Below are 13,823 nucleotides of genomic sequence, written 5' to 3' on the forward strand. Positions count from 1 at the left end.
ATCTTCCGGCACTTTTGCCACAATTCGCATACGGTAATTTTTCGCATTTGCAGGTTGTTTTCATGCAGGTCACACCCCGTGCCCCCGCTCGCATCCTTGCCATCGAGGACGACCCCCTGCTGGCAACCCATTTGCACGACCACCTGCGTGGTCGTGGCTTCGATGTCACGCTCCGCCACGACGGCAAGGAGGGCTTGGGGCTGGCCCGAGAGGAAGACTTCGACCTGATCCTCATGGACATCCTGCTGCCAGGCTGTAACGGCCTGGATGCGCTCGCCCACTTGCGCCGCGAACGCAAGGTGCCGGTGATCCTGATGTCCGCCCTGGGTGCCGAGCAGGATCGCATCGCCGGGTTCAGCCAGGGTGCGGACGACTACCTGCCCAAACCCTTCAGCATGGGCGAGATGGAGGTGCGCATTGAAGCCGTGCTGCGCCGCGTCGCCTACGAGCGTGCGGAAGCGACGGTGGAGCCCAATCAGGACCCGCAACTGGATTTCGTCGATAACCGCAATGACGTTCGCTTGGGTGAGCATTGGGCGGGACTGACCCCCACCGAGTACCGGCTGCTGGATTTGCTCTCGCGCAATGCCGAAGAGGTGTTGAGCAAGCCCTTCCTCTATCAGCAGGTGCTGCACCGCGCCTTCTCCCAGCATGACCGCGTGCTGGACATGCACGTCAGCCATACTCGCCGCAAGCTGCAGGCCGTCGGGTACAGCGCCGGGCGGTTGGAAACGGTCTGGGGCAAGGGTTACCTGCTGACGCGCCAGCCAACATGAAGCTGCCGGGGCGCCATTCGCTGTTCTGGAAGCTGGCGGTTCTGCTGGTGGCCTTCTGCTTGCTGGTGCTTTGGCTCAGCCGGTCCTGGAGTGCCTATGTGGAGCTTCGCAGCTACCGCCTGACGCACGCGGCCCGCGAGCAGCTCACGGCTTATGCCCATGAGGCGGAAATGGCCTGGATGCGTGGAGGCGCCGGGGGCGTCGATGCCTGGGTCGCGGACATGGCGACCCGCGAGTCGAGTTGGGTCGCGGTGATCGGCAGCGACCTGCAGTCCCTTGGCAGCCGCGCCTTGAGCGTCGAGGAGCGCAGCCACCTGACCTTCATGCGGCGGATCGACTGGCCCATGAGCAAGCGTGCAGTCGGATTGCCGACCGTAAGCTTGCCTTTTCCGGGCAATCCGCATGCCGGCCAGTTGGTGATTCAGCTGCCCGAGCGCTTCCTGCCCAGTGGCTTCGGCATGGCCTGGCAACTGGTAATCCATGGTCTGGTGCCTGGGGCACTGGCCTTGTTGCTCTGCGTGCTGCTCTACCGTGTGCTGATTTCACCCCTGACTCATCTGCGCGAGCAGGCCAACGCCCTGCGCGGAGACCGCCTGGGCTCGCGTGTTGCCCGAGCGGTCAGTGCCCGGCAGGACGAGTTGGGCGAGTTGGGGCGCGCGTTCGACCATATGGCCGGACGCCTGGAAAACACGGTCGCTTTTCAGCGCCAGTTGCTACGGGACCTGTCCCATGAACTGCGCACCCCCCTCAGTCGCCTGCGTGTCGCCAGCGAAAGCGCCGACGGCATCGAAGCACTGCGCCAGCGCCTGGAGCGCGAAGTGCGCAGCATGGAGAGCCTGGTCAACGACACCCTCGAATTGGTCTGGCTGGACACGGATCGTCCCGAGCTGCCTCTGGAGGAGGTGGAGGTGGCCTCTCTCTGGGAGGTGCTGCGGGAAAACGCCTCCTTCGAAGCGGGTTGGGATGTGGCTCGCATGCCTTGCGAACTGGGGCCGGAGTGCCGGGTTCGCGGCCATCTCAACGGTCTGGCCCAGGCCTTGGAGAACATACTGCGCAACGCCATCCGTCATTCGCCGGAGGCTGGCCATGTGCGCCTGGGAGGCCGTCAGGACGGGGGGCGCTGGCATCTCTGGGTCGATGATGACGGCCCCGGAGTCGCCGACAGTCAGCTGGAAGCCATCTTCATGCCCTTCACCCGGCTGGCGGCTGAAAGGCCAGGCGGCGATGGCTTTGGCCTGGGGCTGTCCATCGCCCGAAGCATGGTGCGTCTTCAAGGCGGCGAACTCTGGGCGGAAAACACAGGCACCGGTCTGCGCATGAATCTGCGGCTGCAAACGTATACTTTGTAAATTAGATTTACTATCAAATAGTAATAAATAGCATTTGCGCCAATTCCCGAGCCGACAGCGGGGCGGGCCGGATAGTTCCGGCCAGGCAGGGCGCATTCGCCATCTGATCCTTTAGCTCGACGTGTCGCCCTTCACAGGGCGCCGTTTCCTTCGGCCCGGGTTCACCCGCGTCAAGGAGATGGAGCATGCAACCGCGTTTCAAACTCAGCCACCTGACCCTGGCCCTGCTGGCGATGTCCGCGCCTGGCCTTGGCTTCTCCGCCCCCCTGGAACTCGAGGGTGATGAAGTGCCGGTGGAGTCCACTGACCTGCCGGTTCCCGGTACTCGCCAGGCCATGGAGCTGGAAGAAACCCGCGTGCTCGGCACTGCCGAAGAGGAGCTGAAGCAGGCGCCGGGCGTGTCCATCATCACCGCCGAGGACATCCAGAAGCGTCCGCCGGTGAATGACCTGTCCGAGATCATCCGCCGCGAGCCGGGCGTCAACCTCACGGGAAACAGCACCAGCGGCAGCCGTGGCAACAATCGCCAGATCGACTTGCGCGGCATGGGGCCGGAGAACACCCTGATCCTCATCGACGGTAAACCCTCCACCTCGCGCAATGCCGTGCGCTATGGCTGGAACGGTGACCGCGACACGCGCGGCGAAACCAACTGGGTACCGGCCGAGCAGGTCGAACGCATCGAGATTCTCCGTGGCCCTGCGGCGGCCCGTTATGGCTCGGGTGCCATGGGGGGCGTGATCAATATCATCACCAAACGTCCGACTGACAAGCTGAGCGGCTCGGTCACCGCCTTCACTTCGTTGCCGGAAGACGACGCCGAGGGCATGAGCAAGCGCACCAACTTCAGCCTCAGCGGCCCGCTCACCGATGCCCTGTCTTTCCGAGTCTACGGCGGCGTAAGCAAGACCGACGCCGACGATGCCGACATCAACGCCGCTCACCAGGCAAGCGATGATTCGGTAGTCGCCGGCCGCGAAGGGGTTCGAAACAAGGACGTCAACGGACTGCTCAGTTGGCAGCTGACGCCGGAGCAGACCCTTGACCTGGAAGCCGGCTACAGCCGCCAAGGCAACATCTATACCGGCGACACCATGAACAACAACGCCGGTGGCAACCCGGACTTCATCAACAGCCTGATCGGCAAGGAAACCAACGTCCTGCAGCGCACCAGCTATGCGCTGACCCATTCCGGCGACTTCGATTGGGGCTCTTCGAAGGCGTCCCTCGGTTATGACTACACCCGCAACTGGCGCCTCAACGAGGGCCTGGCTGGCGGCCCTGAGGGCGCGCCCAGCGAAGGCGCCGGCGATTTCACCTCGCGCTTGCGCAACACCCGCGCCAACGCCGAAGTGAACCTGCCAGTGAGCTTCGGTCTGGAGCAGGTGCTGACACTGGGCACCGAGTACCTCTACGAGACCCTCACTGATCCGGGCTCCATGCGTACGCAGAGCTTCGATCCCGGCACCGGCGGCGTGCCGAGCCTGGCAGGCTTCGACCGCAACAGCACCAAGACCTCGGCCTACAGCTACGCCTTCTATGCCGAGGACAATATCGAGCTGGGGGCGGACACCATCGTCACGCCGGGCCTGCGCTACGACAATCACCAGGACTTCGGCCCCAACTGGAGCCCCAGTCTGAACGCGTCGCACCTACTGACCGACGAGCTGACCCTGAAAGGCGGCATCGCCCGCGCCTACAAGACACCGAACCTCTACCAGTCCAATCCCAACTATCTGCTCTACAGCCGTGGTAACGGCTGCAACGCCAACGAAACCAACAGCGGCGGCTGTTACCTGGTTGGCAACCCGGACCTGGAACCGGAAATCAGCGTGAACAAGGAAATCGGCCTGGCGCTGGACAAAGGGGCCTGGCGGACCAGCGCGACCTACTTCCGCAACGATTACAAGAACAAGATCGTCGGCAGCAACGATTTCGCCTTCCGCCTGGCCAACGGTCGTCGTGTGCAGCAGTGGGAAAACGCCGGCAAGGCAGTGGTCGAGGGGATTGAGGGCAACCTCTTCGTCGCCCTGGCACCGAATCTCGACTGGAACACCAACGTCACCTACATGATCGAGTCGGAGAACCGCGATACCGGCGAGCCGCTGAGCATCATCCCCGAATACACCATCAACACATCGCTGGACTGGCGCGCGACCGAGCAGCTCTCCTTCCAGGTCAATGCCACCCATTACGGCAAGCAGGAAGCACCATCGCTCAACCCGCGCACCGACCAGCCCTACGACAGTAGCGCGCAGCAAGATGTCGACCCGTACTCGCTGGTGGGCATCAGCACCGGCTACGAGTTCAACAAGAACTTCAGCCTGCGCCTGGGGGTGAATAACCTGTTCGACAAGCGCATTTATCGTGAGGGCAACGCTGGCGACGCGGGCGCCAACACCTACAACGAGCCGGGGCGCGCTTTCTTCGCCTCCTTCACTACCGCCTTCTGAGGGTTGGCAAGTCGATGATCGCCAGGTTGTTCGCCTGGGTTGCGCCAGCCTGGCTGGCGGTGCTGTCACGCAGCGCCGCCGCCTTGCTTGGTGGCTACCTGTTCAGTTACGCCTTCACCGCCGCCCTGGCCCGGCTGTCGCCCCTGGACGGGGCGGACGCGGTGATAGTCGCCACGCTACCGTCCTTTGCAATCTTCACCTTCGCCATCCTCTGGGCCTTTGCCGCACGCAGTGCGTGGAAGGCCTGGTTGCTCACCGCCTGGGCGTTACCGCTGGCGGCTGTGGGCTTTTGGCCGCAACTGTTGGAGAGGGTGGCATGAGACGGCTGCTGCTTGTCCTGCCGTGCGGCTGGTCCTGGCTTTCGGACATACAGGCCAGGCCTGATCTGGACAGGGCTGTTGCGCCCGGTGTCGCTGAGCAGGGCTCTGCGTATTACCGGTTCCAGTCGCTGTTGGTGACGTCCGCCGCCGGCCAGCGAGCGCGCTTGCTGATAACCAAGGGCGATGCTGAACAGTCCTCGCGGGTAACGGCCAATGCGACCGAGCGGGAGCGGATGCGCCAGCGTGAGTCCGTTCCCCACGAAGCGGCGCGTGAGCTGGCGCGACGCCTCGGCCAATGGCCCGGCCTGGCCGTCTCATTGCTGCCCGCGTTGCGAATGGCCGCTGGGGTTTCCCTTGAGCACCTGGAGGGTCAGTCGTGAAGAACACCTTCACCCAATCCATGGCCTGGCTGCACACCTGGGGCGGCCTGCTGTTCGGCTGGTTGCTGTTCGTCATCTTCCTTACCGGAACCCTCGCTGTGTTCGATCAGGAGATCGATAACTGGATGCGTCCGGAAGTGCCGCTGCGAACGGTCTCCCAGGCTGAGGCGGCCGAACGAGCACTGACCTGGCTCGGCGAGCACAAGGCCGGCGAGAGGATCTGGAGCATCAGCCTGCCTAGCGAACGTGCCCCGGACCTGGTGGCTTCCACCGGTGGCCGGCGCCACGGTAGCGGCCAACATCTTGATCCAGCCACGGGCGAGCCGATCGCTGTGCGTGAGACCGCTGGCGGTCTGTTTTTCTTCCGATTCCACTTCACGCTCGACCTGCCGCGAAACATTGGCATCTGGGTGGTCGGGCTGGCAGCTATGGCGATGCTCGCGGCGCTGGTTTCCGGCATCGTGATCCACAAGAAGATCTTCAAGGAATTCTTCACTTTCAGGCCCGGCAAGGGCCAGCGTTCCTGGCTGGATGGCCACAACGCCAGCGCAGTGCTGCTGCTGCCGTTCCACCTGATGATCAGCTACACCGGCTTGGTCATCTTCTTTCTCATCTACATGCCCGCGGCGGTGGATGCCCTGTTCGAGGGTGACTTCCGTGCCTACGCCGAGGCCCAGCACGGCCATCATCACGAGCCGAGCCCGCGTGGGCCGGTAGCGGCCGCGCCGCTGACCGACCTGGGGCCGGTGCTGGCGGAGGCGGAGCGGAGGATGGGACCCGTAGGCGGTGTGGTGATCCAGAACCCTGGACGTGCCGATGCGCGTATCGAGGTTCGGCGGGTGCTGGGCAACCGCATCGCACTGACCAAAGGGCAGAACATGGTCTTCGATGGGGTGACCGGAGAATTGCTGGAAGGGCCGCCAGAGATGCGGGCCGCCCAGCTCACCCAGCGGGTGATGGCCGGCCTGCATTTCGCTCAGTTCGGTGGTTATCCCATGCGCTGGCTCTACTTCTTCTGTGGCTTGGTGAGCAGCGCGATGATCGCAACCGGTCTGGTCCTCTTCACCGTCAAGCGCCGCCGTCGGCCCGATGCAGAGGGCGCCGTAGCCGCCGTACTCTACCGGATTGCCGAGCCGCTGAATGTGGCGGTGGTGGCTGGACTGACCTTGGCCTGCGTGGGCCTGCTCTGGGCCAACCGTCTGTTGCCGGTTGAGTTGACGCAGCGGGGTACCTGGGAAGTGCGGGTGTTCTTCGCCCTCTGGGTCCTCAGCCTGGTACATGCCTGGCTGCGCCCGTACCTCACGGCCTGGCGCGAACAATTGGGGCTGGCGGCGTTGCTTTGTCTGGCCTTGCCGCTGGCCAGCTTTCTGCGCCTGGAAGCGCCCTGGGCCGAGCGAAACCGGCTGTTGCTGGAGCTCACTGCCATGGCGTGTGGCCTGCTGCTGGCCTGGACGGCGTACAGGGTTCGCCCCGCTGTCGAACGATCGGCTGCGCGTCGCCCATCCCGCACGCTGGCGGAGGTGAACTGAAATGATTGCAGGATTTCTGTCAGGCCTGTGGCTGGCCTATGGCGGGATGCTGGCGCTGTGCATGGGGCTGGAGCGTCATTTCAAACAGGTCTGGCAGTGCTTGCCAGCGCCTCTGCTGCGCCGGGGTCTGCGAGCGGTCGGTTGGTTTGGCCTGGGTCTGAGTCTGGTTGCCAGCGTTGGCGCCTGGGGCTGGGCCATGGGGACGGTGGGCTGGTTCGGCCTGATTTCCCTGGCGGGTTTTGCGCTGGTCCTGTTGCTGCCCTACCGGCCGCGCCTTGCGGTTTGGCTGCCCTTGGGCGTGGCGCCGATAGTGGCGTTGGTCTGGCTGATGGGGCTGTGAAGCCCTGGAGCACACGGCGCAATGCGCGCTGTATGTGGACTAATCTGCCGGGCCAACCAACGCTTGCCGGAAGCCGCGCCGTAATGCGGAGTCGGGGTCAGGCGCGTGTATAGAGCGCCAGTGCCTGGCGATCGCTTTCATCGCCCAGTTCGGCGGCGCGCTGGTGGTAGGCAAGGGCGAGCGCACGCAGTTCTGCCTGCGGCGCTCGGGCGAGGCTGGCGCGACTGACCCGGAGGAAGTTCAGGTTCCCGCCCGCCAGGGCCTTGCGCAGCCAGTGCAAGGCTTCGTCCAGTTGCCCGTCATCCGCCAGTACGGCGGCGTGACTGAACTGACCGCGGAAGTCACCGCCCTCGGCTGAGCGGCGATACCAGTCCCGGGCTCGCTCCATCGACGGCTCGACGCTAATGCCTTCTTCGTAATAACGGCCTGTCAGGTTCATCGATTTGGCATGGCCCATCTCGGCAGCCCGCAGATAGAGGGCGAATGCCAGGCGCTGGTTTTTTTCCACCCCGCGTCCGGATGCCAGCAGACCTGCATAGTTGTACATCGCCCAATCCAGTCCGGACTCCAGGGCACGGCAGTACTCGCGAGCGGCTCCGGACAGGTCGACTGCGCCGCCCCAGCCCTGCTCCAGGCAGCGGCCCAGCATGTTACGGGCCATGGCGTCTCCGCCCTCGGCAGCAATAGCGAACCAGGTTCGCGCCAGCGTGGCGTCCTGTTCGATGCCTTGGCCGTCGAGGAGAATCTGGCCCAGTAGCGTCTGCGCCTCGGTCACACCCTCGCGCGCTGCAGCCAGAATGGTTCGTGCGGCTTGGCGCGGATCGGCCGCGAGGCGCCCAGGCAGTTCATCGACACCCAGGGTTTCGGTTCGACTCAGGGTGAAGCTCATCTAAACCTCGGCCCAGCGACGCAACAGGTTGTGGTAGTTGCCGGTTAGCTGGAGCAGGGCAGGGTGGTCAGGCACGTCGCGGGCGAGGCTCTGGATCGCCTGGTCCATTTCGAACAGCAGGGTACGCTGGCTGTCCTCGCGGACCATGCTCTGCACCCAGAAGAAGGAGGCCAGTCGTTCGCCACGGGTGACCGGCTCCACTTTATGCAGGCTACTGGCGGGGTAGATCACCAGGTCGCCAGCGGCCAGTTTGACGCGATGAGCGCCATAGGTGTCCTGAATCACCAAGTCGCCGCCGTCGTAGGACTCCGGTTCGCTGAAGAACAACGTGGCGGATACATCGGTGCGCACCTGTTCGGGACTGCCCTTGATGGCACGTACGGCATTGTCGATGTGGTAGCCGAAGGTGCCGCCGCCGCAGTAGCGGTTGAACAGGGGCGGGTACACCTTGTTCGGCAGTACTGCGGACATGAACTGGGGGTTGTTCCACAGGCGCTGCAGCATGGCGGTGCTGATCTCGCGCGCCAGTGGGTCGCCTTCGGGCAGTTGCTCGTTGTGCTTGGCCCTTGCCGACTGGTAGCCCGCGGTTGTCTTGCCGTCGGCCCATTCGGCCTGTTCCAGCGTCTCGCGGATACGCGCTGCTTCGTCGGTCGTGAAGATACCGGGAATGTGCAGGAGCATGGCGGATCACCGGGGGAGAATGGAGTGGAGGCGAATAGTATTTATTTTCATTAAGACTGTAAAACCGCAGCTCCGCGTTGATTCCCGAATGCAGGCCGGGTGCGCAAGCTATGTCTGCATTACATGTTGCAAGCAGCGGCATTGCCGGTAGGAGCTGGCTTGCCAGCGAATGGCAGCGTTTTGACGGCAGGCCTGCTCCTACAAGGTTCTTGGCCCGCTGATAAATCTCTCGCAACAGCTAACGCAGACATAGCGGGTGCGTAAGCCAAGGTCGCGCCGGCAAACCTGGTGTCCGCAGCTGCCGACCAGGCTACCTGTCAGCGGTGCCTTCCGGAGCAATGAAGCATTCGGCGACACTCCAGGGAAACGCTGGTTTCGGTACAAATATATAGCTGCTCGCCATAAGCCGAAACGCTTGCGCCATATGGCGTTGCGCGGTTTGCCGCTATCATATGCACCCCCTGCGTCTGGATTGCGAAGCCCGCCATGACCCTGCAGTACCCCACAATCGCCGATTGCATCGGCCACACCCCGCTGGTGCGTTTGCAGCGGCTGGCCGGCGACACCAGCAACACCCTCCTGGTCAAGCTCGAAGGTAACAACCCCGCCGGCTCGGTCAAGGATCGCCCGGCCCTGTCGATGATCACCCGCGCCGAACTGCGCGGTGACATCAAGCCCGGCGACACGCTGATCGAGGCCACGTCCGGCAACACTGGCATCGCCCTGGCGATGGCTGCGGCCATCAAGGGCTACAAGATGATGCTGATCATGCCGGACAACATGAGCGCCGAACGCAAGGCTGCCATGACCGCCTACGGTGCCGAGCTGATTCTGGTGAGTCGCGAAGAAGGCATGGAAGGCGCTCGTGATCTGGCCGAAAGCCTGCAGCGCGGTGGCCGCGGCAAAGTGCTGGACCAGTTCGCCAACGGTGACAATCCGGAAGCCCATTACGTGGGTACTGGCCCGGAAATCTGGCAGCAGACCCAGGGCACCATCACCCATTTCATCAGCTCCATGGGCACCACCGGCACCATCATGGGTGTGTCGCGCTACCTCAAGGAGCAGAACGAAAATATCCAGATCGTCGGCCTGCAACCCCAGGAAGGCTCGGCCATTCCCGGCATCCGTCGTTGGCCTGAGGAATACCTGCCGAAGATCTACCAGGCCGACCGTGTGGATCGTGTAGTCGACATGGCCCAGAGCGAAGCCGAAGACACCATGCGTCGCCTGGCCCGTGAAGAGGGGATTTTCTGTGGCGTTTCCTCCGGTGGCGCGGTGGCTGCCATGCTGCGCCTGTCGCGCGAGGTGGAAAACGCCGTAATGGTGGCGATCATCTGTGACCGGGGTGATCGTTATCTCTCCACCGGCATCTACGAAGACCCCAATGTCCCGGCGTAACACCGGTCTGCGCTTCCAGCCCAGCGGCGGAACGCGGACCCAGCAAGTCCCCGTGGGCAAGAAGCAGCGGCTCGCCATCGAGCGGCTGGCTCACGACGGACGCGGCATTGCCTTTTTCGAAGGACGCACCTGGTTCGTCGCCGGCGCCCTCCCGGAGGAGGAGGTGGAAGTCCGTGTGCTCGCTGCCCGCAGCCAGGTGGTGGAAGCCCGTACCGAACGTGTGCTGAGCCCCAGTCCAATGCGTCTCGTACCGCCGTGCGCTCATGCGGGCCATTGCGGCGGCTGCACCTTGCAACATCTGCCCCATGCCGAGCAGGTCGCCCTGAAACAGCGCACCCTGGCGGAGCAGCTCATGCGTTTCGCCGACCTCCAGCCGCAGGAGTGGGTGGCCCCACTTGTGGGGACCGAGTTCGGTTATCGGCGCCGCGCCCGCATCGCTGTGCGTTGGGATGCCAGGCACCGCCAGCTGGAAGTCGGATTCCGTGCGGCTTCCAGCCAGGCGATAGTCGGGATCAAGGATTGCCAGGTACTGGTACAGCCCTTGCAACCTGTGATGCGCGCGTTGCCCGGGCTGCTCAGATCCCTGGAAAAGCCCCAGGCAGTTGGTCATGTGGAGCTGTTCCATGGCACCGCGTCGGCGTTGCTGTTGCGTCACACCCAGCCCCTGGGTGAGGCCGACCTCCAGCGCCTGAGCGAGTTCTGTGCGGAGCATCAGGTGCAGCTCTGGCTGCACGGTGAGGGTGAGCCTCATCCTGTCCAGCCGGATGCACGCCTGGGCTATCGCCTGGAGCGCTGGAACCTGGAACTTGAATATCGCCCCGGCGATTTCGTCCAGGTGAATGAAACGGTCAACGAAGCAATGGTGGTGCAGGCGCTAGACTGGATGAATCCGCAGCCGGGCGACCGGGTGCTGGACCTGTTCTGTGGGCTTGGCAACTTCGCACTGCCACTGGCTCGCCAGGTGCGCGAGGTGGTGGCGGTGGAAGGTGTCGAGGCGATGGTGGAAAGGGCGCGTGGCAATGCCGCCGCCAATGGCCTGGAGAATGTGCACTTCTTCCAGGCCGACCTGTCGAACCCCCTGGCCAATGCGCCTTGGGCCCGACAGGGTTTTGATGCCGTGTTGCTCGATCCGCCGCGTGACGGCGCTTTCGAAGCCGTTCGGCAGATGGCTGCAACCGGTGCGCAACGAGTGGTCTATGTATCCTGCAACCCGGCGACCCTGGCGCGTGACAGCGCCGAACTGGTCAAGCAGGGATACCAGCTGAAGAAGGCCGGGATTCTCGACATGTTTCCTCATACGGCCCATGTCGAGGCCATGGCGTTATTCGAGGTGGGCTAGGAAGCCCGCGTAATCCGACCGGCACGACAGAGGCTGGCGACAATTCGACGTGAGGGGTTCACGTCGTAGGGAAGGTAGGCAAGATGGTACAGGTGAGAGCGCAACAGCCGGTCAATACGGACGGCAGCATCAACCTCGAGGCGTGGCTGGACCATGTCATCAGCCTCGACCCGGTGCTCGACCGCGCGGTACTCAAAGAGGCGTGTGAGTTCGCCCGTGACGCCGAACAACAGGCCATCGCCGCCCAGAACCGCTGGGCGGAAGGCAACTCCAGTTTCCAGACGGGTCTCGAGATCGCCGAGATCCTCGCTGACCTGAAGCTGGATCAGGAGTCCCTGGTGGCCGCGGTGATTTACCGTGGCGTGCGTGAAGGCAAAATCCAGCTCCCGGCCGTGCAGCAGCGTTTCGGTGCGGTGGTGGCCAGGCTGATCGAAGGCGTGCTGCGCATGGCCGCCATCAGTGCCAGTCTCAATCCCCGGCAATCCATGGTGCTCGGCACTCAGGCGCAGGTAGAGAATCTGCGCAAGATGCTGGTGGCGATGGTGGACGATGTGCGCGTGGCGCTGATCAAGCTGGCCGAGCGTACCTGTGCCATTCGTGAGGTGAAGAACACCGACGAGGAGAAGCGCCACCGCGTTGCTCGCGAGGTGTTCGACATCTACGCGCCGCTTGCCCACCGTCTCGGTATCGGCCACATCAAGTGGGAGCTGGAGGACCTGTCCTTCCGCTATCTGGAGCCGGACCAGTACAAACAGATCGCAAAGCTGCTCCACGAGCGCCGCCTGGACCGCGAGCAGTACATCGCCGACGTGATGAAACAGCTGCGCGAGGAACTGGCCGCCACCGGCATCAAGGCCGACATCAGCGGCCGCGCCAAGCACATCTATTCCATCTGGCGGAAGATGCAGCGCAAAGGGCTGCAATTCAGCCAGATCTACGACGTTCGCGCCGTGCGGGTCCTGGTGCCAGAGTTGCGCGATTGCTATACCGCACTCGGCATCGTCCACACGCTCTGGCGACACATCCCCAAGGAGTTCGACGACTACATCGCCAACCCCAAGGAAAACGGCTATCGATCCCTGCACACCGCCGTGATCGGCCCGGACGGCAAGGTGCTGGAGGTGCAGATCCGCACCCACGCCATGCACGAGGAGGCCGAACTGGGGGTCTGCGCCCATTGGCGCTACAAAGGCACTGACGTCAAGTCCAGCTCCGACCACTACGAAGAGAAGATCGCCTGGCTGCGCCAAGTGCTCGAATGGCACGAGGAACTGGGCGACATCGGTGGCTTGGCCGAGCAGTTGCGGGTGGATATCGAGCCCGACCGCGTCTATGTCTTTACCCCCGATGGCCACGCCATCGATCTGCCCAAGGGCGCCACGCCGCTGGACTTCGCCTATCGGGTCCATACCGAGATCGGCCACAACTGCCGTGGCGCCAAGATCAACGGGCGCATCGTGCCCCTGAACTACAGCCTTCAAACCGGCGAGCAGGTGGAGATCATCACCGGCAAGCAGGGCTCGCCCAGCCGCGACTGGCTCAACCCGAACCTGGGCTACATCACCACCTCCAGGGCGCGGGCGAAGATCGTCCACTGGTTCAAGTTGCAGGCTCGCGACCAGAACGTCGCGGCCGGCAAGGCCATGCTAGAGCGCGAGCTGTCGCGCCTGGCGCTGCCGCCGGTGGACTTCGAAAAACTGGCCGAGAAGTGCAATCTGCGCACGGCCGAAGACATGCATGCGGCCCTGGGTGCCGGTGACTTGCGCCTGGCCCATGTGGTCAATGCCGCCCAGGCCCTGGTGGAACCCGAGCGTGGTGCCAGCGAGCAGCTGGAGCTGATTCCGCGCAAGATCTCCCATCACAAGCCGGGCAAGCGCGGCGACGTGCAGATCCAGGGCGTTGGCAACCTGCTGACCCAGATGGCAGGCTGCTGCCAGCCTCTGCCGGGCGATCCGATCGTGGGCTACATCACCCTCGGCCGTGGTGTCAGCATCCACCGTCAAGACTGTGCCTCGGCGCTGCAACTGGCCGGCCGCGAGCCCGAGCGGATGATCCAGGTGAGCTGGGGGCCGGCGCCCGTGCAGACCTACCCGGTGGATATCGTCATTCGCGCCTATGACCGCTCCGGCCTCTTGCGCGACGTGTCCCAGGTCCTGCTCAACGAGCGCATCAACGTGCTCGCGGTCAACACCCGTTCCAACAAGGAAGACAACACCGCCGCCATGATGCTGACCATCGAGATTCCTGGTCTGGATGCGCTGGGCCGGCTGTTGGCGCGGATCGCCCAGTTGCCGAACATCATCGAAGCGCGGCGTAACAGAGCCGCCTGATCCTCTTGCCGGGTGGGGGTATCCCACCCGGCAAGATGC

The 13,823-nt window shown here is 63.9% G+C and carries 12 protein-coding genes; 10 read left to right on the top strand and 2 right to left on the bottom strand.

Translation table 11 applies throughout. From position 1 onward, the window contains the following. Positions 1-62: 62 nt before the first annotated feature. From E8F20_RS24715 to E8F20_RS24745, 7 genes are all read left to right on the top strand, one after another. The gene (locus tag E8F20_RS24715; RefSeq protein ID WP_280286103.1) at positions 63-776 is read left to right on the top strand and encodes a response regulator transcription factor; all 714 of its coding nucleotides are present in this window, start codon (positions 63-65) and stop codon (positions 774-776) included. Next, positions 773-2,125, top strand: coding sequence for a sensor histidine kinase (locus E8F20_RS24720; protein ID WP_280286104.1), 1,353 nt, complete (start codon positions 773-775; stop codon positions 2,123-2,125). The genes E8F20_RS24715 and E8F20_RS24720 overlap by 4 nt, the downstream gene beginning before the upstream one ends. Before the next feature lie 185 nt (positions 2,126-2,310). Further along, complete coding sequence (locus E8F20_RS24725) at positions 2,311-4,578, top strand: FepA family TonB-dependent siderophore receptor (protein ID WP_280286105.1); 2,268 nt, start codon at positions 2,311-2,313, stop codon at positions 4,576-4,578. A 14-nt stretch (positions 4,579-4,592) separates the two neighbouring features. Beyond that, a complete protein-coding gene (locus E8F20_RS24730) occupies positions 4,593-4,898 on the top strand; it encodes an iron transporter (RefSeq protein ID WP_280286106.1) in 306 nt (101 codons plus the stop codon). Then, on the top strand, positions 4,895-5,278 hold the full coding sequence (locus E8F20_RS24735) for a hypothetical protein (RefSeq protein WP_280286107.1): 384 nt from the start codon (positions 4,895-4,897) through the stop codon (positions 5,276-5,278). Before E8F20_RS24730 ends, E8F20_RS24735 begins: the two co-directional genes overlap by 4 nt. Further along, a complete protein-coding gene (locus tag E8F20_RS24740) occupies positions 5,275-6,807 on the top strand; it encodes a PepSY-associated TM helix domain-containing protein (protein ID WP_280286108.1) in 1,533 nt (510 codons plus the stop codon). The genes E8F20_RS24735 and E8F20_RS24740 overlap by 4 nt, the downstream gene beginning before the upstream one ends. Before the next feature lies 1 nt (position 6,808). Continuing rightward, positions 6,809-7,147 (top strand): DUF3325 domain-containing protein, encoded by a 339-nt coding sequence (locus E8F20_RS24745; RefSeq protein WP_280286109.1) that lies wholly within the window; start codon positions 6,809-6,811, stop codon positions 7,145-7,147. Between the two features lie 97 nt (positions 7,148-7,244). Here E8F20_RS24745 and E8F20_RS24750 read toward each other — a convergent pair whose 3' ends face one another. Both E8F20_RS24750 and E8F20_RS24755 read right to left on the bottom strand, forming a co-directional pair. Beyond that, positions 7,245-8,036 carry a tetratricopeptide repeat protein gene (locus E8F20_RS24750; protein WP_280286110.1) on the bottom strand — a complete coding sequence of 264 codons (792 nt, stop codon included), beginning with the start codon at positions 8,034-8,036 and terminating at the stop codon, positions 7,245-7,247. Further along, on the bottom strand, positions 8,037-8,717 hold the full coding sequence (locus E8F20_RS24755) for a Fe2+-dependent dioxygenase (protein WP_280286111.1): 681 nt from the start codon (positions 8,715-8,717) through the stop codon (positions 8,037-8,039). Positions 8,718-9,203: 486 nt separating this feature from the next. Here E8F20_RS24755 and cysM point away from each other — a divergent pair, with 486 nt between their 5' ends. From cysM to relA, 3 genes are all read left to right on the top strand, one after another. Then, positions 9,204-10,115 carry a cysteine synthase CysM gene (cysM, locus tag E8F20_RS24760; protein ID WP_280286112.1) on the top strand — a complete coding sequence of 304 codons (912 nt, stop codon included), beginning with the start codon at positions 9,204-9,206 and terminating at the stop codon, positions 10,113-10,115. Continuing rightward, positions 10,102-11,454, top strand: coding sequence for a 23S rRNA (uracil(1939)-C(5))-methyltransferase RlmD (gene rlmD, locus E8F20_RS24765; protein WP_280286113.1), 1,353 nt, complete (start codon positions 10,102-10,104; stop codon positions 11,452-11,454). Before cysM ends, rlmD begins: the two co-directional genes overlap by 14 nt. Positions 11,455-11,537: 83 nt before the next feature. Then, positions 11,538-13,784, top strand: a complete 2,247-nt coding sequence (relA, locus tag E8F20_RS24770) for a GTP diphosphokinase (RefSeq protein ID WP_280286114.1) — start codon at positions 11,538-11,540, stop codon at positions 13,782-13,784. Positions 13,785-13,823: the final 39 nt, after the last annotated feature.

Origin of the sequence: Pseudomonas sp. BN415 (assembly GCF_029871195.1) — a bacterium.
Lineage (GTDB): Bacteria > Pseudomonadota > Gammaproteobacteria > Pseudomonadales > Pseudomonadaceae > Metapseudomonas > Metapseudomonas resinovorans.

Excerpts from the sequence above, each read along its gene's own strand:
- E8F20_RS24715 (WP_280286103.1), top strand. The coding sequence starts at position 63 with ATGCAGGTCACACCCCGTGCCCCCGCTCGCATCCTTGCCATCGAGGAC.
- E8F20_RS24720 (WP_280286104.1), top strand. The coding sequence starts at position 773 with ATGAAGCTGCCGGGGCGCCATTCGCTGTTCTGGAAGCTGGCGGTTCTG.
- E8F20_RS24725 (WP_280286105.1), top strand. The coding sequence starts at position 2,311 with ATGCAACCGCGTTTCAAACTCAGCCACCTGACCCTGGCCCTGCTGGCG.
- E8F20_RS24730 (WP_280286106.1), top strand. The coding sequence starts at position 4,593 with ATGATCGCCAGGTTGTTCGCCTGGGTTGCGCCAGCCTGGCTGGCGGTG.
- E8F20_RS24735 (WP_280286107.1), top strand. The coding sequence starts at position 4,895 with ATGAGACGGCTGCTGCTTGTCCTGCCGTGCGGCTGGTCCTGGCTTTCG.
- E8F20_RS24745 (WP_280286109.1), top strand. The coding sequence starts at position 6,809 with ATGATTGCAGGATTTCTGTCAGGCCTGTGGCTGGCCTATGGCGGGATG.
- E8F20_RS24750 (WP_280286110.1), bottom strand. The coding sequence starts at position 8,036 with ATGAGCTTCACCCTGAGTCGAACCGAAACCCTGGGTGTCGATGAACTG.
- E8F20_RS24755 (WP_280286111.1), bottom strand. The coding sequence starts at position 8,717 with ATGCTCCTGCACATTCCCGGTATCTTCACGACCGACGAAGCAGCGCGT.
- cysM (WP_280286112.1), top strand. The coding sequence starts at position 9,204 with ATGACCCTGCAGTACCCCACAATCGCCGATTGCATCGGCCACACCCCG.
- rlmD (WP_280286113.1), top strand. The coding sequence starts at position 10,102 with ATGTCCCGGCGTAACACCGGTCTGCGCTTCCAGCCCAGCGGCGGAACG.
- relA (WP_280286114.1), top strand. The coding sequence starts at position 11,538 with ATGGTACAGGTGAGAGCGCAACAGCCGGTCAATACGGACGGCAGCATC.